This window comes from Brucella sp. MAB-22, assembly GCF_025908475.1.
Taxonomy (GTDB): Bacteria; Pseudomonadota; Alphaproteobacteria; order Rhizobiales; family Rhizobiaceae; genus Brucella; species Brucella anthropi.
This window is the reverse complement of sequence record NZ_CP109782.1, coordinates 583,240-604,431: the sequence shown is the minus strand read 5'-3', so window position 1 is coordinate 604,431 and position 21,192 is coordinate 583,240. Positions and strand designations below refer to the sequence as shown.

Sequence of the window (21,192 nt, the reverse complement as noted above, 5' to 3'; positions counted from 1 at the left end):
CTGTCAAACCTTGCGTATAGCCGACTGTGCCGCAGCAAGACGGGCAATCGGCACGCGGAACGGCGAACAGGAAACATAGTCGAGACCTGTCTTTTCGCAGAATGCGATCGACGCCGGATCACCACCATGCTCGCCGCAGATGCCGAGCTTCAGTTTCTCGCGGGTCTTTCGTCCACGTTCGGCGGCGATTTCCACCAGTTCGCCAACGCCTTCGAGATCAAGCGACACGAACGGATCCTGTTCGATCACGCCACGCTGCTGATAGGAGGTCAGGAACGACGACGCATCGTCGCGTGAAATGCCGAATGTCGTTTGCGTCAAATCATTGGTGCCAAACGAGAAGAACTCAGCCGTTTCGGCAATTTCAGCAGCGCGCAAGGCCGCGCGCGGCAGTTCGATCATCGTGCCGACCATATAGTCGATCTTGACGCCTGCCTCGGCCATGACTTCCTTGGCAACGGCATCGATGCGTGCCTTGACGAAATCCAGTTCGGCTTTCAGCCCGACCAGCGGCACCATCACTTCCGGCACCACATGTTCGCCGGTTTTTTTGCCTGCTTCGACGGCAGCTTCAAAAATCGCCCGGGCCTGCATTTCCGCGATTTCCGGATAGGATACAGCCAGACGGCAGCCGCGATGGCCCAGCATCGGGTTGAATTCATGCAAGGCATCAGCGCGCTCGCGCAGCTTTGCCGCATCGACACCCATCGACCGGGCAACCTCTGCGACTTCCTCGTCCGTATGCGGCAGGAACTCGTGCAATGGCGGGTCGAGCAGGCGGATCGTGACGGGAAGTCCCTTCATGATCTCGAAAAGCTCGACGAAATCCGAACGCTGCATCGGCAACAGCTTTGCTAGAGCCGTGCGGCGGCCTTCTTCATTGTCGGAAAGGATCATTTCGCGCATGGCGACGATCCGGCTTCCGTCGAAGAACATGTGTTCGGTACGGCAAAGGCCGATGCCTTCCGCACCGAACGAACGCGCCGTGCGGGCATCTGCCGGAGTTTCAGCATTGGCGCGAACCTTCATTCGACGGGTGCGGTCAGCCCATTCCATCAGCTTGCCGAAATCGCCGGAAAGCTCGGGCTGAAGCATGGCGACAGCGCCTTTCAGGACCTGCCCTGTGCCACCATCGACGGTGACGACATCGCCCTTCTTGAAGGTCTGGCCTGCTGCCAGCATGACGCCATTGCGATAGTCGACGCGAAGCGATCCCGCGCCGGAAACGCATGGCTTGCCCATACCGCGTGCGACAACAGCCGCATGACTGGTCATGCCGCCACGTGTCGTCAGAATACCTTCTGCAGCATGCATGCCGTGAATATCTTCCGGGCTGGTCTCGATGCGCACGAGAATGACTTTGCGGCCTTCCGACTTCGCCTGTTCGGCATCTTCCGACGAGAAGACGATTTCGCCCGTTGCAGCGCCCGGCGATGCAGGAAGCCCCTGACCAATGACCTGACGCTCCGCACGCGGGTCAATGGTCGGGTGCAGAAGCTGGTCGAGTGCTGCCGGATCGACGCGCAGAACCGCTTCTTCTTCCGTAATCAGCCCTTCGCCGGCCATTTCGACGGCCATTTTCAGCGCAGCCTTTGCGGTGCGCTTACCCGATCGGGTCTGGAGCATCCACAATTTGCCGCGTTCAATGGTGAATTCGAGGTCCTGCATGTCGCGATAATGCTGTTCCAGCCGGTCGGCAACCTTGAGGAATTCGGCGAACGCTTCCGGCATTACCTTTTCAAGCGACGGCTTGTCGGAACCAGCCGCAATGCGTGCTTCTTCGGTGATGTTCTGCGGCGTGCGGATACCGGCAACAACGTCTTCACCCTGCGCATTGACGAGGAACTCGCCGTAAAGCTTCTTCTCGCCCGTCGAGGGATTGCGGGTGAATGCAACGCCGGTCGCAGAGGTCTCACCCATATTGCCGAACACCATGGCTTGCACATTAACCGCTGTGCCCCAGGCCGCCGGGATATTGTGCAAGCGACGATAGGTGATGGCGCGCGCATTCATCCAGCTTGAGAAGACGGCGCCGATAGCGCCCCATAGCTGTTCGCGCGGATCCTGCGGGAAAGGCTGGCCGAGTTCTTCCTCGACCTTGGCCTTGTAGGATCCGATGACGTCCTTCCAGTCTTCTGCCGTCAGTGCCGTATCGACCTCAACACCGAGATCCGCCTTCTTGTCTTCGAGAATTTCCTCGAAGAAGCCATGATCGACACCCAGCACGACATCCGAATACATCTGGATGAAGCGGCGGTAGCTGTCATAGGCAAAACGCTCATCGCCCGCCTCACGGGCAATGGCCTGCACCGTCTCGTCATTCAGGCCGAGATTGAGCACTGTATCCATCATGCCCGGCATGGAAGCACGGGCGCCGGAACGCACCGACACCAGAAGCGGCTTTTCGGCATCGCCGAAATTGCGCCCCGTCACTTTCGCGATATGGGTCAGAGCCGCCTGAACCTGATCATTCAGTTCGGTCGGATAGGAGCGGTCATGATCATAATAATAGGTGCAGACTTCGGTCGTGATGGTAAAGCCCGGAGGCACCGGAAGACCAAGGCTGCTCATTTCAGCCAGGTTCGCTCCTTTGCCGCCGAGAAGATTACGGTCGCTTGCCGCACCTTCTGCCTTGCCGTCGCCGAACGTGTACACCCACTTCGCCATCATGGCCTCCCTTGATGCAGGATAGGCTCATAAAAGGCTTGCAACAGTTGCAAGCACTCCCAGAACCTGCTCCCCGTTGCTTATGCGATCCGCAAGGCTGCTGCCAACCAAAAAAGACAAGCCGCGACAATAGAATCGATTAGAGGCGGGATTAGCCGGGCAAAGGCCACACAACAGATTGACTCTGCTGGCCGGATACAGCAAAGATAAGAACAAATAAGGAACACAGCGGAGTTCGACCATGCGTATCACGGGCAAGCTCGACTATCTGGAAATGCCAGCGGGAAACGGATCGCTCGATGCGACGAAGAGTTTTTACGCGCGCGCCTTCGGCTGGTCTTTCATTGATTACGGTCCAACCTATTCAGCCTTTTCCGAAGGGCTAGACGGCGGTTTCGACGCCGATGGACAGGCGACCGCAAAACCTCTGCCCGTGCTTTATGCGGCACGGCTGGAAGATGCTCTGGAAGCCGTTACCGATGCAGGCGGCACGATTGTGAAACCCATCTTCTCTTTCCCCGGCGGGCGGCGTTTTCATTTCACCGATCCGGCCGGAAATGAACTGGCCGTGTGGAGCGACCGGTAAATTCCGTTTGCGGCGGCAGAATATCGAGTTTCAGTGAATGTGTTCGGCAGATGCGCGATCTACGGTTTCCATCTGCAAGGTGGTGTGGTGTAGATCATATTTCTCCTGCAAGACCTGTTCAACCGCGCGACGTACGGTTTCACCCTCCACCCCATCGGCCAGCACGATATGCGCGGTCAGGGATTTCTGGTTCTTGGTCAGCGACCAGACGTGCAGGTCATGGAGTGTCGCCACACCGGGCACAGCCAGAACGGCCTTCTGCAGATCATCGAGGTTCAATCCAGCGGGAACCCCTTCGAGCAGAATATTGATGCATTCCTTGAGCAGAACCCATGTGCGCGGAAAGACCATGAAGCCGATACCGATGGCGATCAGTGAATCCACCCACTCCCATCCGGTCAGATAAATGATCACAGCGCCGACAATCACGCCGACAGAACCCAGCATATCTGCCCAGACTTCAAGATAAGCGCCCTTGACGTTCAAGCTTTCGTCCTTGTGCCCCATCAAGACCCGCATGGATATCAGATTGACGATCAGGCCAAGCACGGCAACGACCATCATGCCGACGGACTGCACATCGGCAGGACGCGAAACACGTTCATAGGCTTCATAGAGGATATAGAAAGCTACACCCAGCAACAGAAGCGCATTGACTGTCGCCGCGAGAATTTCAAAGCGGGCATAACCGTAGGTGCGAAGAATATCGGCTGGCCGACGACCCAAATAGATGGCGATCAGGGCAAGGAGAAGCGCAAAACTGTCCGTTGCCATGTGCATGGCATCGGATAAAAGCGCGAGACTGCCGGTGACGAAACTGCCGACGATCTCGGCAATCATGAAAAGGCTGGTCAGCGCAAAGGCGATCCATAATCTTGGAAGTGGCGTGTCGCTGACGTCTCCGTGGTCGTGATCGCCGCTCATGCCGTCCTCCGTACAGATTATGTTTTAGAGCATTTCCTGTTTCTCATGAACCATTGGAAATGCTCTATCTTTTTGTTTTTACGCATGTCTTTACCCCAAAACCGGTTCCACTTTTGGGAGACATGCTCTAGCTTGCTTCGCGCAACTGTTCCGCAGTCTGCAAGTCCACCGAAACGAGCTGGCTCACACCCTGCTCGCCCATCGTCACGCCGAAGAGACGGTTCATGCGAGCCATGGTAATCGGGTTATGCGTGATCACCACGAAGCGCGTTTCGGTCGAAGCCGCCATTTCATCCATCAGATTGCAATAGCGCTCGACATTATGGTCATCGAGTGGCGCATCCACTTCGTCGAGCACACAGATTGGTGCCGGATTGGTGAGAAACACTGCAAAAATGAGCGCCATAGCTGTCAGTGCCTGCTCACCGCCGGAAAGCAGCGTCATGGTCTGCGGTTTCTTACCGGGCGGACGGGCGAGAATTTCCAGACCGGCTTCCAGTGGATCATCGCTTTCGATCAGCTGCAATTCAGCCGTGCCGCCGCCAAAGAGATGCGTGAACAGACGCTGGAACTGCACATTCACCACGTCGAATGCAGCCAGCAGGCGCTCGCGTCCCTCGCGGTTGAGGCTCTGGATTGCCTGGCGCAGCTTCTTGATTGCCTCAATCACATCTTCACGCTCGGATACAATAGTATCGAGACGTCCTGACAGTTCTTCCTGTTCCTCATCGGCGCGCAAATTGACAGCACCGAGCCGCTCGCGCTCAATCTTCAACCGCTCCAGCTGGCGTTCCAGCTGATCGGGATCAGGCAAAGCTTCGTCCGGCCTTAAACCTGTCTGGCGAATAGCCTCATGCGGTGGGCAGTTCAAAGCTTCGGCAATACGGGCTTCGGCATCCTTGCGCCGCTCTTCTGCCGCCGCGAGACGTTCTTCGGCACGCGCCCTTTGTTCGCGGCTTGCCGCCAGTTGCTGGATGGCAAGAGTTGCCATCTTGTCGAGTTCCGCCTGCGCGGCCTCGGCCTCAGCCAGAACATCGCCAGCCTGTTTTCGAAGGGTATCCGCCTGCGAAAGCTCATTCAAAAGCGCCCGGCGGCGGTTCTCGATCTCGTCGGGCGCTTCCGCAAGGGCCTCGGCCTCATCTGCCGTTTCCGCACGACGATCGTTCAGCGCAGCGATATGACGGTCAGCATTTTCAGCGCGGGATTTCCAGTTACGGCGTTCCAGCGCAATCATTTCCAGTCGACGCTTGCGGGCGTCGGCCTCGCGCCGCAGCCCTTCATAGGCAGCGCGCGCTTCTGCCAGAGCAGTGCGGTCCGACATGACTTCGCTGCCCAATGCAGCAAGACGTTCCCCAATCGCATCCATATCCGGCATTTCGCCGAGCCGGTCTTCAGCTTCCGTGACACGGATCTGCGCTTCTTCAAGGTTTTCTTCCAGATGCGCCTTGCTGTCTTCAAGACCCGCGCGGCGTGTCGCCAACTGACCTGCTGCACGCTCCGCAGCTGCCAGAGCCTCCCGCGCTTCGTCAAGCTTACGCTGGTTTGCGCGCCATTGATCGCGTGCGACGCGCTCCTGCTCGACGGCCTCCCGGACGCCTGCCTCGGTGCGTTGCACATCCTGCTCAGCCTGCTCGGCACGCTTGCGCGCGGCAATCGCTTCCTGTTCGAGCTCCGCCAGCCGGTTTTTTTGTGCCAGTCGCTGGGCTGCCGGGGTCGGCGCATCGGCGCTTGCTGTATAGCCATCCCAGCGCCAGAGCGCACCGGCCTGGCTCACCAGCCGCTGACCGGGCCGCAACATGGCCTGCAGGCGCTTGCCTTCACTATCCGAAACAACGCCGACCTGTGCCAGCCTCCGGCGCAATTGCTGTGGTCCCTCCACCAGCCGATCCAGCGGCGTCACGCCTTCCGGCAGGGCGGGATCGGCGTTGGCAGCAGGATTGTAAGCCCAATAGACCGGCGCATGTTCATCGCTGGCAGCATCAAGATCTTCGCCAAGTGCGGCACCGAGTGCAACTTCAAAGCCCTTCTCGACACGCAACTCTTCCACCACTGGCGAGAATTGCCCTGTTTCACCAGCATTCAAAATGCGGGCCAGCGTTTGCGCTTCCGTTTCGATGCGGTTCAGTTCGGTACGCGCCTCGCTCAAAGGTTGGCGGCTGGCGGCTTCCGCTTCACGCGCGCTTGCAACAAGCTCTTCCGCGCTTGCGACCATTTCCTCGGCCGAAGCCAGTGCGTCCGCACAGCGATCGACCACGATGCGCTTTTCCGCCGGATCGAACAACCCGCCGATCTGCTCCGCAACAGCAGCGATGTCGCGCGCTATCGTTTCCATCTGGGCAGAAAGCCGGTCACGACGATCACGTGTTTCCTTCAGTGCCCGTTCGATCTGCGCACGCTCTGCGGCGGCTTCGGCACGCTCAGCCGTCACACGGGACAATGCGTTTTCGCTATCCTGCAAGCGAATTTCCGCTTCCTCGAACAGCGCGTGCAGTTCCTGATCACGCTCGCCGGATTCTTCGGCAGAAGCGATCAACTCCTGCTCCTCGTCGTCGAGCCGCGCCAGAATGTCAGCATTCTCGCGCATCATTTCTTCTTCGCGCGCAATGTCGGCAGAAAGCTGCTCAAGACGCTTTATCAGCTCTGCCCGGCGGGCACGAAGACGTTCGCCTTCCTCATCAAGCTGGGTTCTGGCAATGGAAAGACGCTGCAATGCAGCGGCGGCTTTCGCTTCGGCCTCGCGCAGTTCGGGTAGTTTGTGCGCGCCGACCGCCTGTGCCTTTGCCGCGTTCATCTGCGCTTGCGCCATGTCACCGACAGCAGAGGTTGCCTGCGCCAAGGCGCTTTGCGCTTCGCCTTCCTGTACCTTCGCCTGTGACCAGCGCAAATGCAGAAGTGCAGCTTCCGCCCGGCGAATATCTGCAGAAAGTGCCTTGAAGCGGTTTGCCTGGCGTGCCTGACGCTTCAGACTTTCGATCTGGCTGCCCAGCTCCCCTACAACGTCATCCAGCCGCTCCAGATTGGTTTCGGCAGCACGCAGGCGCAACTCGGCCTCATGACGGCGCGTGTGCAAGCCGGAAATGCCAGCCGCTTCTTCCAGAAGCGCGCGGCGGGCCTGCGGCTTCGCCTGAATAAGCTCGCCGATACGCCCCTGCCCGACCATGGACGGCGAACGTGCGCCGGTGGACTGGTCCGCAAAAAGAAGCTGCACATCTTTGGCGCGCGCTTCCTTGCCATTGATGCGATAGACCGACCCGGACTCCCGCTCGATGCGGCGAGAGACTTGCAATTCGTCCGCATCATTATAAGCGGCGGGCGCAGTTCGATCGGAATTATCGAGAAAAAGCGTGACTTCCGCAGTATTGCGCGCGGGCCGCGTGGCCGAGCCTGAAAAGATCACATCGTCCATGCCGGAGGCGCGCATGTTCTTGTATGAGTTTTCACCCATCACCCAGCGCAGCGCTTCAACCAGATTGGACTTGCCGCAGCCATTCGGGCCGACGACGCCGGTCAGTCCGCCTTCGATGACGAACTCCATGGGCTCGACGAAGGATTTGAAACCGACAAGGCGCAGCTTGGAGAAGCGCATCAGAATGCCCCTCCCATTGTGACTTCAGAAACGCAAAAAGCGGGCGCAGAGGAGCGCCCGCTTTTCGATCTGAAAAACGGATTAGAGAAGCTTGTCGATGATTGCCGACATTTCGTCAACCGAAAGCGCTCCAGCGTATTTTTGTCCGTTAATGAAGAAAGTCGGCGTTGCACTCACACCGAAATCCTTCGATCCACGCTCCATCGTTGCTCTCACATCATCGAGAACTTGCTGGTTCGTCAAGCAAGCCTTGAAGGACTCCTGTGTAAAACCGGCAAGTTTTGCAATTTGCAGGAGAGCTGCTTCACCATCTTCAGCGGTCGCCCACTGCTGCTGCTGCTTGAAGAAAACGTCGACCATAGGGAAGTAACGGTCTTCCGGTGCGCAGCGTGCGAGCATGAAAGCGGCGGTCGCGCGCGGATCGAACGGAAACTCACGGAAGATGAGCCGTGCTTTGCCCGTATCGATATATTTTTCCTTGATTTTCGGGAATGTATTGATCGTGAAATCTGCGCAATGCGGGCAGGTCAGCGATGCATATTCAACGATGGTGACCGGCGCATCAGCCTTGCCGTAGACCATGTCCTTGAGCTTGCCGGGTTCGGCAATCTTGGCCGCATCGACAGTGCCTTCAGGATCGCGCTGCTGCGCATTCGCGCCACCGGCAAAAGCCAGCCCGGCAGCGGCCGCTCCAGCAAGAGAAATAACGTGTCTGCGATTAAACGCTGCAGGCATCCGAATCATCCAGTCCTGTTTCAATAGTTGACTTCGACATACAATCTAAAGCGGCAGGTCGCTCTACGCTAGACCCACAGCGTTCACATGAAAGTCAGCACCTTGGATTATTTGTCTTCAAATTTGCGACAATAAACCAGGATGCCAAACACAAACTGCTGAAAGCTTGCATCAAATTTATGGCAGCGGGCCAAATTCAACTATCTTTGTCTTTTCGACCCGCTGTCCGCTTCTCTGCGAGAATGTTCTTGCCAAGGCGCGCAAGAGCCGCACGAAGCGCATCGTCTTCGATACCGTCCGTAGCCTTGTCGATGCGACGCTCTTCGGCAGGCCCAAGCGGCGCCAGCCGCTTTACGCGGCGCTTGGCCGGGATGATCGGCGGCTTCTGCTCGATGCGAATGCGCCCAACTGCCGAGAAGCCGAGAAAGCCATTGATGCGGCTGATGATCTCGCCTGTTTCATGCTGAACCTGCAGGGCTGCGAACCCTTCGCAGGCTATAATCAGCGTTGCAGGTGAAAACGGATCATCCTCGCGCAGACGACGCGGCCAGATAATGCGCAAAGGGCGCGAGGTTGCGCCGATGGCGGGACCGACAATATCTTCCCATGACTGAAGCAAGGCGAGATTGATACCGGCACGCTTTTGCAGCATCGGATCCACCAGACCCGAAGCCATATCTGCCAGCGGCCTGAAACCGCGTCTGGATGTTGGTTCGCTCATCGCGCTCCATTATAGCCGCGAAACCATTCCACAAACAAAGGAATACCCTGATCGAGTGTGGTTTTCGGGCTAAAGCCAAGGTCACGTGCCGCAAGTGCTATGTCGGCATAGGTGCGAGGCACATCAGCAGCAGGCATCGGTTCCAGCTTGCGTATCGCTTCCTTGCCGGTCGCTTTTTCAATCGCGGCGATAAAATCGTTGAGCATGACCGGTCGGTTGTTACCGAGATTGTATACGGGCGCTGTATCTTCAGGCTTGTCGAGAATACGTCTCACCGCGCCAATCACACCACTGACGATATCCTCTACGAACGTGAAGTCCCGCTGCATCTCACCATTATTGAACACGCGGATCGGCTCGCCTTTAAGGATCGCGGATGTGAACAGCCACGGCGCCATGTCAGGCCGCCCATAGGGACCGTAGACCGTAAAGAAACGCAAACCGGTGGAGCAGAGTTTGTGCACGTGACGGTATGAGTAGGCCAGCAATTCGCTGGAGCGCTTTGTTGCAGCATAGATCGAAACAGGGTGATCGACAGGATCGCTTTCGGAGAAAGGTACCTTTTCATTTGCACCATAGACCGACGATGAGCTGGCATAAACGACAGGCGGACGCTTCTCCATTCTCAATGCGGTTTCGAAAACGGTTATCTGTCCCTGCACATTGGCGGAAATATAGGCCGTTGGGTTCTCGATGGAATATCGCACACCTGCCTGTGCTGCGAGGTGCACAATGACATCCGCATCTCGATCAGAGCCGATTGCCGTGTTGAACGCTTCTGCATCGGAGATATCCGCCTTCGCAAACCGGAAGCCGTCACGCATGTGAAGCTTGGAAAGACGGGTTTCTTTCAATGCGACCGGATAGTAGTCGTTCACATTGTCGATGCCGATAACCTGCCAGCCCTCATCCAGCAAACGCTGTGCCGTATGAAACCCGATAAATCCGGCAGCACCCGTTACAATCGCTTTCATGCAGGTGATTTCTTTCCAAAAATATATGAGGTGAGACCTGCGCGCTTTGCCGCCATGACCCGCCGGGACGCCGCAGCGTTCAGCGCTGCGAGGAAGAACATGGTTGAGGATATAGTGACCTCGTGCAACAGCGGATTGTGCAACATGCCGTAACTGCCGCTGACCACCGCAAAGTAGAGCAAGGCTCGCCGCATCGCCCAACTGTCCGCGGTACGCCACAAATAGACGAAGATCGAGATAAATGCGCCGGCCATGAAGATGAGACCGACAATGCCATCGTTCAGCAATTCATCAAGAACTGTATTGTGGACATGGCGGAAACCGTCCAGCATCGCAGCCTTGTCTCCAGCCTCTGTCCTCACATAGTCCATTTTTGAGTAGGAACCAACGCCTGTAAACGGGTGCGCCGCGATAACACGGGACGCGCTTTTCCACATGACTTCGCGGATGTCAGCAGACACCTTATCCTCCCAGTCAGAGGCCCGTCCGGTATCGTAATATTCAACCATTCCAGAGAACCGTTTGGAGATTATATCACCGACGGGGCCGACAACGACGAGGGTCGCTATTGCTGCAAACAATACCGCGTAAGCCGCTCCCTGTTGCTTGATGCTGAAACGCCTCAGAAATACGAGGATTTCTATGGCTGCGAATATCGGCAGAACCACGATGACTGCTCGTGTTTCAGAGGTCAAAACTGCAGCGAATCCCAGAACCAACCAATGCGGACCGTTTGGCAGGTAGCGTGAGGCATTGCGCAGCGGGATTGCAGCAGAGATAGCCGCTACTCCGGCAACGAATGCAAAGACTGCTTGATTGCCGCCTATGCCAATGCGCCCGCCATTGGTCACAGAAAGATAGACCGCGATAATGACGGCGAGCAGGGTTCCAACGCGCGCGCCAAGGACATAGGCCCTCAGCGGGTCGCGGACAAGCACCATCCCCGAACCCGCAAACGCGAAAATGGTGATGAGCAGGGTGTAACCAATCTGCCGGTTATCCTGAAAAGGTTCGCCCCGTAACAGGATCAGACCTAACGACCAGACGGCATAGAGGATTATGAAGAGATAGAATTTTTTGGCGAACATGCGCGTCGTCGCGTGGCGTCCGCAGGCGAGATAAATACCGATGCATGAAAAGATAAAAAGTATCAGCGGTCCAAGCCCGATCCGAATGGGCATGGCTGCCGACGCGGCTCCAATGACCCAAGAGTCCACTCGGCGACGCAGCAGAAAAGATTTTTTAAAGTAACTCAACCCTAACCCTCTCTTAAGCTCTTCTTATGAAGAGCGTAGGCGATTCGTCTGGCATAGTCAGTCACTCGAAACAAAAGGGTGCTTATCCTTTTGTATGCCGGTAATCGCTTCTTGGCGTAGGTAGCGCGCCCCTGAGCAATCGTAGAAATCGCGATATTGGAAAACTCGACGACTGGCTTGTCGGTCGTAAAAATTTGATACGCGCCGGTCCACCCTCTCTCCAATGCAACATCATAAGGCAGTCGCATGGGACGGAGCGCCTTCAGCATTTTCGATGCACCTTCCCGGGTTACGACATATGCTGCTGAACTACCCAGCGGACCATGCAGGCAGCGACCGATGGAGAACTGATCGTCAACTCTTTGAAAGGAGCGAAACGCAGCTACCCTGTGATTAACGAGCTTCACCGCATCCCAACCCGTCACCTTCGTCAAATGCGTCAGGAACGGTTGAAAAGCAGAGGTGAAAACGACGTCGTCTTCCACAATAACAGCGAAAGGTTCTGGCGCGATGGCTATGGTTTCCAATGCTCCTATATGGCTGAAATAGCAGCCGATTTCCGCTGGCAACGCCACTTTACCATGCCAACGGCGGAATCCTGCATCATCAAAATCCGTCAGCTCTTCCGGAGACAGCAGCTTGCCCTCGACGGCTTCCACACGCCGGAGTTCGATCGAAAGCGCATCCGCATTGGATTTCAACCTGTCCCAGCGATCCCGTGACCGCGCAAGATTGATGACATAGACAGGTACAGAATGGTCCACTTATTTTCTTTCCAATGGGGCACATCAGGAGACTCATGCGAGACTTCTATGCTCTAGGCTCCAATATGCACAGCATTGTTTCTATCAATTGTAAAAATAAGGCATTAATCAGAATGCAGCCCAACTGTTAACCGATGCCTTTTTCATGCTGAATTCTGTCCCTTCCGATCAAAGCACAAAGCTCCTGCGCTGGTATGACCGGCACCATCGTGTTTTGCCATGGCGCGTGAGCCCGGCCGAACAGGTTTCCGGCGTCAAGCCCGATCCCTATCGCGTCTGGCTCTCCGAAATCATGCTTCAGCAGACGACGGTGGAGGCGGTCAAGTCTTACTTCATGAAGTTCGTCGACCGTTGGCCCACGGTTCAATCAATGGCACAGGCAAGCGAAGACGATATTCTGCGGGCATGGGCCGGGCTTGGTTATTATTCGCGTGCGCGCAATCTGAAGAAATGTGCAGACGCCGTAGCCTCGCAACACAGCGGCAGATTTCCGGATAACGCCATTGCATTGAAGGAGCTGCCCGGCGTCGGGGATTACACTTCCGCCGCAATTGCGGCAATTGCCTTTGGCGAAGCGGTTGCCGTCGTCGACGGCAATGTGGAGCGCGTGATTTCACGGCTTTACACAATCGACACGCCCCTGCCCGCAGCGAAAACGGAAATCCGCGCACTCATGGGGCAGTTGACCCCAATCGACAGGCCGGGAGATTTCGCTCAGGCTATGATGGATCTGGGTGCAACCATTTGCACACCGCGACGCCCCGCCTGTGCGATCTGCCCCCTCAATGATGACTGCATGGCTCTCAAATCGCGCGATCCGGAAGAATTTCCGGTCAAAGCTCCCAAAGCGGTAAAGCCCATTCGCACCGGCGCGGCATTCATCGCCATTGCCGGGGATGGTTCAATCCTCCTGCGCAAGCGAAAGGGTGAAGGACTGCTTGCCGGGATGACCGAGGTTCCGGGCAGTCACTGGACCGCGCGTATAGACGGAGATGCAACAATCGATGCAGCACCATTCCCGGCACAATGGATCTCTTCCGGTTCAATCAAGCATGTTTTTACGCATTTCGAGCTGCGATTGGCGGTCTATCGCTCCGAGAATGTCAGCAAGGCATTGTCCAACGAGGGATGGTGGTCCCGACCAGACGAGCTTTCGGATGAGGCACTGCCAACCGTCATGAAAAAGGCGATCACCGCCGCCATACCAGAAGCTTTCAAACGAGGGAGGAGAAACCATTGAGCAGTCCCGTCAAGCACGTCGTCTTCGATATCGGCAAGGTTCTGATCCACTATGATCCTGAACTTGCCTATCTGGATGTCATTCCCGATGCTTCGGAACGGCGTTGGTTTCTGGAAAACATCTGCACCAGCGCATGGAATATCGAGCAGGATCGCGGCAGAACCTGGCAGGAAGCGGAAGCGCTTCTGATTGATATACATCCGGAGAAAAGCGATCATATACGTGCGTTCCGGCAAAACTGGAATCGCATGGTTCCCCATGCTTATGAGGACAGTGTCAAGATTTTGCGTAGCCTGATTGACCATGGCAACGATGTTACCATGCTGACGAATTTCGCTTCAGACACTTTTCGCGAAGCGCAAACACGCTTTCCATTTCTGACCGAAAGCCGAGGCGTTACCGTATCGGGCGACGTTCGCATGCTGAAGCCTGACCGGGAAATCTACGATTATCACGTTGCATCGTTCGACCTCGATCCTGCGGCAACGCTTTTCATCGATGACACGATGCACAATGTGGATGGCGCCAGACAGGCCGGATGGCAGGCTGTGCATTTTACGGATGCGGACAAGCTGAGCGCCGATTTGAAAGCATTGGGCCTCACTTTCTAAACCTAAAATAGCGAAGGCGCCCGAAGCCGATGCTTCGAGCGCCTCACTATCAGACTATGCTGGAGGCCGTCCGATAACTTGTCGTTTGCGCATCTTATCCGAAAACCGCTTCGCACTTTTCGGGATGTGCTTTAAGCGCCTGCAACCGCCATCTGGTCGCGAATGACCTTGCGCAGGGCATCAATTGGCTTCAGCGCGCCGTTTTCCTCGTAGTGCCAGAAAGTCCATCCATTGCAGGCATCAAAGCCCTGAACCTTTGCACCGATACGATGGATCGAACCCGCTTCACCGTTGGCAGCCAGCGTACCATCGGCGCGAACAATGGCAGCAAAACGGCGACGTTCATCACAAAGCACCGTGCCGGGGCGAAGAAGGCCAGCTTCGAGAACGCTGGTGAACGCCACGCGCGGTTCGGCCCGCTTGCCGGTCATCACCGTCAGTTCGGCCTTGCCGAGTGGTTCTACAGCATCAATGCGCACCGTTGCTGCATCGATATAGCTCTGTTCGCGCTCGATACCGACGAAGTGGCGTCCGAGGCGCTTGGCAACCGCACCCGTCGTTCCAGAACCGAAAAACGGATCGAGAATGACGTCGCCTGGCTTGCTAGAGGCCATCATGATGCGGGCAAGCAATGCTTCCGGCTTCTGGGTTGGATGAACCTTGTCGCCATTTTCGTCTTTCAGGCGTTCGGAACCGGTGCAGATCGGGAAGAGCCAGTCCGAGCGCATCTGTACGTCGTCATTGGCGGCCTTCATCGCTTCATAATTGAAGGTATAGCCTTTGCCCTTCTGATCGCGCGAAGCCCAGATCAGCGTTTCATGGGCGTTCTGGAAGCGCCGGCCGCGGAAATTCGGCATCGGGTTCGTCTTGCGCCAGATGACGTCATTCAGGAGCCAGAAGCCGAGATCCTGCAACTGCGAACCGACCCGGAAGATGTTGTGGTAGGAACCGATGACCCAGATGGTGCCATTCGGCTTCAGGACACGACGGCAGGCCATAAGCCATGCACGCGTGAAGGCATCATAAGCCTGAAAGCTCTCGAACTGATCCCAGTGATCGTCAACTGCGCTGACCATCGACTGATCGGGGCGATGCAAATCGCCACCCAGCTGGAGGTTATAGGGAGGATCGGCAAAAATGACGTCCACGGAATGATCCGGCAGGCGTTCCAGAGCCGCTACGCAATCACCTTTGATGATGGAGTCAAGCCACGCGGTACGCGGAGCCTCGATGGGCAACTCATGTGCAAGACGTACAAGAGACATGGGATACTCGATTACCTGTGGACGCAAAAAACTTGTCCTTATGGTTACCGGGTAGGGTAAATATGCAGTTAACGCCAAGTGATTGAAATCGTAAATCTTTTCTTAATCGAGGAGGAAAGTCCGCAGTTCCGGGCTTTTCAAGGTTAATTGACATTCGACATTTTGCCGCCCGTCATCTTAACGCCGTGATCGCTATGCAATTGTAACTTTAACTTCTGGCCCTTGATAAGGCTTGGTTATTCCTTTTTGCCTATAATTGGCAGTCAACTTCTGAATTTGCGTGGCGGGCATGCGGGCCGCCCGCGTGCCCGGTGTATTTTATGATGAATATCGCTGAACTGCGACATAACCGGTATTTGCGGGTTCTCTTTGTACCCTTTCGCATGCGTGCACTGGTTCGCGGCAGCGAAATAGGCCTCGTTATCGCCGGTACGGTCATCGGCATTATTTCAGGGCTGATGGTTGCCGCGATTGGCAGCATTTCCCAATGGATGCATCAGGCAATCTTCGCCCTTGAACCCGGCGAGAAACTGAGTTCAGCAGCGTCGCTGCAACCCAGCGCCTATATCGCGCCACTCGCAGGCGGCATCTTGATGGGGATTGTGATCTGGGTTCTCGCACGCTGGCGCAAACGCCCCATCGTCGACCCTATCGAAGCAAATGCACTCCATGGCGGGCGTCTCTCGCTGACGGACAGCTTCATTCTCGTCGGGCAGAACCTGATTTCCAACGGATTTGGTGCGTCGGTCGGGCTGGAAGCTGCCTATACACAGCTCGCGAGCGGTTTCGCATCCCGTATCGGTCGGGCGCTCAAGCTTCGTCGCGCAGATTTGCGAACGTTGGTCGGCTGCGGCGCTGCGGCAGCTATTGCCAGCGCCTTCAATGCTCCGCTGACTGGGGCATTCTATGCATTCGAACTCATCATCGGCGTCTATTCGATTGCCACGCTGGCGCCTGTGGTTGTGGCCGCAATCGTTGGCGCTCTGGTAACACAGGCAATCGGCGGCGCGCCTTTCATCATCGATATCGGTCAGATCAACGACATCACGCCGCGCGACTACGTGCCAGCGCTCGTTCTCGGTTTCTTCTCGGCAGCCATTGCCATTCTCATCATGCGCGGCGTTACTTTTGTTGAAAAGGTCGCTCGGCGCAGCGTAGTGCCTAATGTGATGGCGCCTGCAATCGGCGGTGCCGTCGTCGGGATGATCGCGTTCATTTCGCCTCAGGTTCTGGCCTCAGGCCATGGGGCGCTGCATCTCGACCTCAATGCAAATATCACCATTCCGGCGCTCCTGCTCCTGATCCTCAGCAAGTCGCTCGCCTCTGCCGTCTCCATCGGTGCAGGTTTTCGCGGCGGTCTGTTCTTCGCATCGCTGTTTCTCGGCGCGCTGACGGGCAAGCTGTTTGCCGCCGTGGCGGGGTCTGTTCTGCCTGCCGGTCTGGCACTTGCACCAGAAGTCTATGCCGTTATCGGCATGAGCTCACTTGCCGTTGCCGTCGTCGGCGGTCCGATGACGATGACTTTTCTTGCACTGGAAATGACCGGTGATTTTCCAATCGCGATGCTCGTCCTCGGAGCCGTCGTCTCGTCCTCGCTGATGGTGCGGAAAACCTTCGGTTACTCCTTCGCGACGTGGCGCTTCCACCTGCGCGGCGAGGCCATCCGGTCCGCCCACGATATCGGCTGGATACGCAATCTGACCGTGAACCGGATGATGCGTCACGATGTGCGGACCGTGCTGATTGATACCGACATCGAAACATTCCGGCATGATTTCCCACTCGGCTCGACCCAGCGCGTGATCGCGGTCGATGCCGATGGACGCTATGTCGGCATGATCCCGGTTCCGGAAGTCTACGCCGACAGCTTCGACACATCCGACGGAGAGCACAGTATCAGCGAGCTTCTCAAGTATCAGGACGAGTTCCTGCTGCCCCAGATGAACGCCAAGGAAGCCGTCGCCCGTTTCGACCGGGCTGAAAGCGAAGCTCTGGCCGTGATAAACAATGCGCAGGAGCGCAAAGTGCTTGGTCTTCTCAGTGAAGCGCACACGCTGCGTCGCTACAGCGAAGAACTGGACCGGCGACGCCGTGAAGTTTCCGGTGAGGTCTGAATTCGAACCAGCCGCGATTTGACGGCTTCGCCATAAAGGTGTAGCTCAATCGCGGTGTTTCCGGCTGCTGCCGGTGCCCACTCCTCCCAATAAAAAGGCTATGATCATGGCGGCACCGTCCCTCATCATTTTCGATTGCGATGGCGTTTTGGTGGATTCCGAAATCATCGCGGCAGAAGTCGAATCCGCCCTCCTCACCGAAGCCGGTTATCAGATCGCGGCTGATGAAATGGCCGAGCGTTTTGCCGGTCTGACGTGGCAGGATATTCTTCTGACGGTAGAGCGCGAAGCCGGAATTCCACTTTCAGCATCGCTTCTCGACAAGTCCGAAAAGATTCTGGACGAGAAACTCGAGAACGAAGTTCAGGCGGTTGAGGATATCGTGGAAGTGGTCTCGGCGCTAAAGCTGCCGAAGTGCATCTGCTCCAACTCGACCAGCCATCGGCTGGAAAGCATGCTGAAACGTGTCGGCCTTTACGAACTGTTTGTGCCGAACATCTTTTCGGCCAAGGAAGTCGGCACTAAAAAGACCAAGCCTGCGCCGGACGTGTTCCTTTATGCGGCCAAGCAATTCGGAGTCGATCCGAAAGATGTCATCGTGATTGAAGATTCCGCGCATGGCATTCAGGGCGCTCGCGCCGCTGGCATGCGTGTGATCGGCTTTACGGGTGGTGCTCACACCTATCCGGGGCATGCTGACAAGCTGACCGATGCCGGTGCGGAAACCGTCATCCATCGCCACAAGGACCTGCCGAGCGTTATCGAGGCCCTGTCCGTCTGGACCGATGCCTGAGTGAATTAATCCGACGCCTGGCTTTTTTCAGGCGGCGGATTGCTTGTTGCGCCCCTTGGGCGGAGCATTGAGAATTGCCAGAAGCTCTTCGGCTTCGCTCTCCGAGAGGCCGATCAGCATACGGGTTCCCATGATGACGGGTTCGCCAGTGGACGTATCGAAGATCGCCCAGGTGTCCGTCGGTTCGAGAATGCGTTCATATTTCTGTTTCATGAGAACACACTAGCGTAAACCTGTTGCCATTCATTTCACGCAGGCAGTCGCATTTAATTCGAATTTTATCGATCTGCATTTTTCCACAGACCATTTCATTTACACAGCTCCCGAGACCGCCTTGCTACGCTTCTGCCTGACTTTGGGCGAACTGGTCCTCACCAGCGCCACGGCATCATGGGCGCGCATGGGCTTGCCGTAAAACCAGCCTTGCGCAGTCATCGGCGTTTTCATCTTACGGAAATAGTCGGCCTGGGCTTCTGTCTCGATCCCTTCGATGACAACGCCAAGATTATGCTGTCGCGCCATCGATATGATCTGCGGAACGATCGATACGGTATCTCCGTCAGTACAGACGGTGCGTGTAAATGCCTTATCGATTTTGATGGCATCGATCTGCAACTCGCCAAGATAGGCGAGGCTTGAATAACCCGTTCCGAAATCATCGATATAAACCCTGTGACCTTGCTCGCGAAGCTGCCGGATGCCTTCCGACGCTTTCGAGAAATCCACCGCCGTACGTTCTGTAAGCTCAAGACCGATCTGGCTGGGATCGATGCCTGCATCGAGCAGTTTCTTCTGGATACTGTTCTGGAAGAACGACGCCTGAACATCACTTGCGGTAATATTGATACTGATCTGAATGTTCCGGTTGCGACGGAGCAAATCTCCCATCTCATCGATAACACGATCGACGACGTAGGCCGTTACACGGCCTGCCATGCCTTTCTCTTCTGCTTCCGCGATAAATACGTCAGGCGGGATCAGATCGCCGGTTTGCAACTGCCAGCGCAGCAGAGCCTCAAAGCCTGTCACTTTGGCATCCGCCACATTGACCACCGGTTGATAAACCACCTCAAGCTGTCGGGCATTGAGCGCCTTGTTGAGCATGGAAGCCAAAGGACGCTCGCGATTACGATAGGCGAACCAGCTCAAGCCAAGAGTTGCACCGATAAGCAAACCGAAACTGATTGCAATAAAGGATTTCCACCGAGCGGACGCGCTGGAATTGTCCAGCCTCGCTTCGAGAGCAATGCAGATGCCAGTATTGTCGTCGCAACGGTACTCCCTGATGACATTGCTCAGCACATCGTATTTGCGCCCGAGATCATTGAAGTTCGGGGCTGGCAGATTGCTTGACGGATAACCGTAAAGCCGCGCGAAATGCTTCTGATCCCCGTCGCGCATATAAACAGCGAAGCCATATTGCGGCGTGTGGAGCAGGTCGAATGCGACCGAGCTCAAAACAACATTGGCCGCACCGTTACCGATCACCGAACCAAGGCTGCCCGGGGTAATCAGAGATCTCTCGCCATAAACATAGGTGCCATCGCTCAGATGAATGTCGGCAGGCGAACGGCTTGGCTGCTCGGGAATATCGCTAAGGAGCGTCGAGCAGATCAGGCGATCTCCACGGAATCGGCCTATATCTTTGATATGGTATCCGGAAAAGACCAGCTTGCGCAGATAGGTCATTTCTTCCGGGGAGCAAATTTTATAGGGGGAGCGATTGGCTGCTTCGATTGTTTCGTGAGCTGAAATGGCCAGACGATTAGCATGAGCAACCAATGCGGCCATGTAAATATTCATGTGCCGCTCTTCATCGACTATTCGAAATCTGTTGCCTACCCACTGTCCGAAAGCTGCACCAAGAAACAGCATAAAAAGCAAAACAAGCGGAACAGGCTGTAGAAATTTACTGCGATCAAATCGCATATGATCCTTGCCCCTAAATATATCACAGTATGCCCGGGGATTTATCGTACCCACCTATCGCTGCCGTCTAATGATGGCACGACAAGACCCCGACATTAAAAATCATAACACAAAACACATCGACCGTTTTATTACTATTCGAACTGTCATTAATGCAGAATTAAAACAGAAAAACACAGTAGATCCATCGATAATTCATCATAATCTAAAATAGAGATCCGAAATAAGCGTCAATAAAATTAAATACCGTATAAATAATAATGAATGATGCGCGGAATAAACTTTCCGCGCATCATTCAAAAGAACTACTTTGCCGCCAAATAGCTATTGGCGATTCCTTACTTCGTATTGTACGGACCTTCGTCAAAACCGACAAAAATCTGGATATTGTTCTTGTCCGCCATCGGCACGGTGATTGCCTTGTCATTAAAGACAAACTGCGTTGCGGTATCTCCATTGGCTATCGTAACCGCCTGCTTGTGCAGCTTGGAATAGATGACCTGATCGCCCTGGCGGACGGCAACACGGATCGGCATGGTAATGGTGCCGCTCTTGTATTTTGGTCCAGGTACGACTTTGCCGGCAGCGGCGACGTCAATCGTCATGGTCCCGGCGCCATACTGGCAAGCGCGGGTGGTATCGGTCAGGGCAGCCTGATAGATCACACGTGCGGGATCCTTATCACCGCCCTTTTCATATGTACTGAAGAAGGCCGTACCGTCACGCAGAGAAACCGAAGGACAGAAGGCGCGCAACTCGGATTCCTTGATGCGCTGGTCCCCGGTAGCGGCGGGCGTGGTCAACGAAGAACCTGCGCCTCCGTCGGCGGCCTTATCAGTGCCACTGGTTGTGCAGCCTGCGAGGGCTGCGAGCAAAACCGTTGCAAAGACTGGAAACAACGATGAACGATTCTGTGGTGCTGTTTGCATAAACCGGGCTTCCCTGCACTGATCGACCTGTCTTCTACATCACGCATGTGTGTAGCGCGATGACGTTTTCCCGTTTTTTGCTCCAGAGAGCAACCCCC

Annotated in this window: 17 protein-coding genes; 5 read left to right on the top strand and 12 right to left on the bottom strand. The window is 55.9% G+C overall.

Annotated features, from left to right (window positions below):
- Positions 1-3: 3 nt before the first annotated feature.
- Complete coding sequence (gene ppdK, locus OHI65_RS12365; RefSeq protein WP_264359161.1) at positions 4-2,667, bottom strand: pyruvate, phosphate dikinase; 2,664 nt, start codon at positions 2,665-2,667, stop codon at positions 4-6.
- Positions 2,668-2,908: 241 nt separating this feature from the next.
- Between ppdK and OHI65_RS12360 the strand changes: the two genes are divergently transcribed.
- A complete protein-coding gene (locus OHI65_RS12360) occupies positions 2,909-3,253 on the top strand; it encodes a VOC family protein (RefSeq protein ID WP_151689012.1) in 345 nt (114 codons plus the stop codon).
- Between the two features lie 30 nt (positions 3,254-3,283).
- On the opposite strand, the gene OHI65_RS12355 is transcribed toward OHI65_RS12360, so the two are convergent.
- The 7 genes from OHI65_RS12355 to OHI65_RS12325 form a co-directional block, all read right to left on the bottom strand.
- Positions 3,284-4,177 (bottom strand): cation diffusion facilitator family transporter, encoded by an 894-nt coding sequence (locus OHI65_RS12355; RefSeq protein ID WP_125333797.1) that lies wholly within the window; start codon positions 4,175-4,177, stop codon positions 3,284-3,286.
- A 127-nt stretch (positions 4,178-4,304) separates the two neighbouring features.
- Positions 4,305-7,763 (bottom strand): chromosome segregation protein SMC, encoded by a 3,459-nt coding sequence (smc, locus tag OHI65_RS12350; protein ID WP_231771341.1) that lies wholly within the window; start codon positions 7,761-7,763, stop codon positions 4,305-4,307.
- An 81-nt stretch (positions 7,764-7,844) separates the two neighbouring features.
- On the bottom strand, positions 7,845-8,498 hold the full coding sequence (locus tag OHI65_RS12345) for a DsbA family protein (RefSeq protein ID WP_010658427.1): 654 nt from the start codon (positions 8,496-8,498) through the stop codon (positions 7,845-7,847).
- A gap of 196 nt (positions 8,499-8,694) precedes the next feature.
- Positions 8,695-9,219, bottom strand: a complete 525-nt coding sequence (locus tag OHI65_RS12340) for a DUF721 domain-containing protein (RefSeq protein ID WP_125333795.1) — start codon at positions 9,217-9,219, stop codon at positions 8,695-8,697.
- Positions 9,216-10,193: an SDR family NAD(P)-dependent oxidoreductase gene (locus OHI65_RS12335; protein ID WP_264358922.1), complete on the bottom strand. Its 978-nt coding sequence runs from the start codon at positions 10,191-10,193 to the stop codon at positions 9,216-9,218. The genes OHI65_RS12340 and OHI65_RS12335 overlap by 4 nt, the downstream gene beginning before the upstream one ends.
- Positions 10,190-11,374 carry an O-antigen ligase family protein gene (locus tag OHI65_RS12330; protein WP_264358921.1) on the bottom strand — a complete coding sequence of 395 codons (1,185 nt, stop codon included), beginning with the start codon at positions 11,372-11,374 and terminating at the stop codon, positions 10,190-10,192. The genes OHI65_RS12335 and OHI65_RS12330 overlap by 4 nt, the downstream gene beginning before the upstream one ends.
- Positions 11,375-11,451: 77 nt before the next feature.
- On the bottom strand, positions 11,452-12,213 hold the full coding sequence (locus OHI65_RS12325) for a glycosyltransferase family 25 protein (RefSeq protein ID WP_264358920.1): 762 nt from the start codon (positions 12,211-12,213) through the stop codon (positions 11,452-11,454).
- A gap of 145 nt (positions 12,214-12,358) precedes the next feature.
- Between OHI65_RS12325 and mutY the strand changes: the two genes are divergently transcribed.
- Together mutY and OHI65_RS12315 are read left to right on the top strand one after the other, a co-directional pair.
- Positions 12,359-13,453: an A/G-specific adenine glycosylase gene (gene mutY, locus OHI65_RS12320; protein ID WP_151689006.1), complete on the top strand. Its 1,095-nt coding sequence runs from the start codon at positions 12,359-12,361 to the stop codon at positions 13,451-13,453.
- Complete coding sequence (locus OHI65_RS12315) at positions 13,450-14,064, top strand: HAD family hydrolase (RefSeq protein ID WP_151689005.1); 615 nt, start codon at positions 13,450-13,452, stop codon at positions 14,062-14,064. The genes mutY and OHI65_RS12315 overlap by 4 nt, the downstream gene beginning before the upstream one ends.
- Positions 14,065-14,195: 131 nt before the next feature.
- On the opposite strand, the gene OHI65_RS12310 is transcribed toward OHI65_RS12315, so the two are convergent.
- Positions 14,196-15,329 carry a site-specific DNA-methyltransferase gene (locus OHI65_RS12310; RefSeq protein ID WP_151689004.1) on the bottom strand — a complete coding sequence of 378 codons (1,134 nt, stop codon included), beginning with the start codon at positions 15,327-15,329 and terminating at the stop codon, positions 14,196-14,198.
- 323 nt (positions 15,330-15,652) lie between these two features.
- On the opposite strand from OHI65_RS12310, the gene OHI65_RS12305 reads away from it, so the two are divergent.
- The gene (locus OHI65_RS12305) at positions 15,653-17,443 is read left to right on the top strand and encodes a chloride channel protein (RefSeq protein ID WP_151689040.1); all 1,791 of its coding nucleotides are present in this window, start codon (positions 15,653-15,655) and stop codon (positions 17,441-17,443) included.
- A gap of 106 nt (positions 17,444-17,549) precedes the next feature.
- Positions 17,550-18,236 (top strand): HAD family hydrolase, encoded by a 687-nt coding sequence (locus OHI65_RS12300; protein ID WP_010658418.1) that lies wholly within the window; start codon positions 17,550-17,552, stop codon positions 18,234-18,236.
- A gap of 27 nt (positions 18,237-18,263) precedes the next feature.
- Here the strand turns inward: OHI65_RS12300 and OHI65_RS12295 are convergent, their stop codons facing one another.
- From OHI65_RS12295 to OHI65_RS12285, 3 genes are all read right to left on the bottom strand, one after another.
- Positions 18,264-18,449 (bottom strand): hypothetical protein, encoded by a 186-nt coding sequence (locus OHI65_RS12295; RefSeq protein WP_012090863.1) that lies wholly within the window; start codon positions 18,447-18,449, stop codon positions 18,264-18,266.
- 99 nt (positions 18,450-18,548) lie between these two features.
- Positions 18,549-20,165, bottom strand: a complete 1,617-nt coding sequence (locus OHI65_RS12290) for an EAL domain-containing protein (protein ID WP_264358919.1) — start codon at positions 20,163-20,165, stop codon at positions 18,549-18,551.
- 338 nt (positions 20,166-20,503) lie between these two features.
- Positions 20,504-21,094 (bottom strand): hypothetical protein, encoded by a 591-nt coding sequence (locus OHI65_RS12285; protein ID WP_125333787.1) that lies wholly within the window; start codon positions 21,092-21,094, stop codon positions 20,504-20,506.
- Positions 21,095-21,192: the final 98 nt, after the last annotated feature.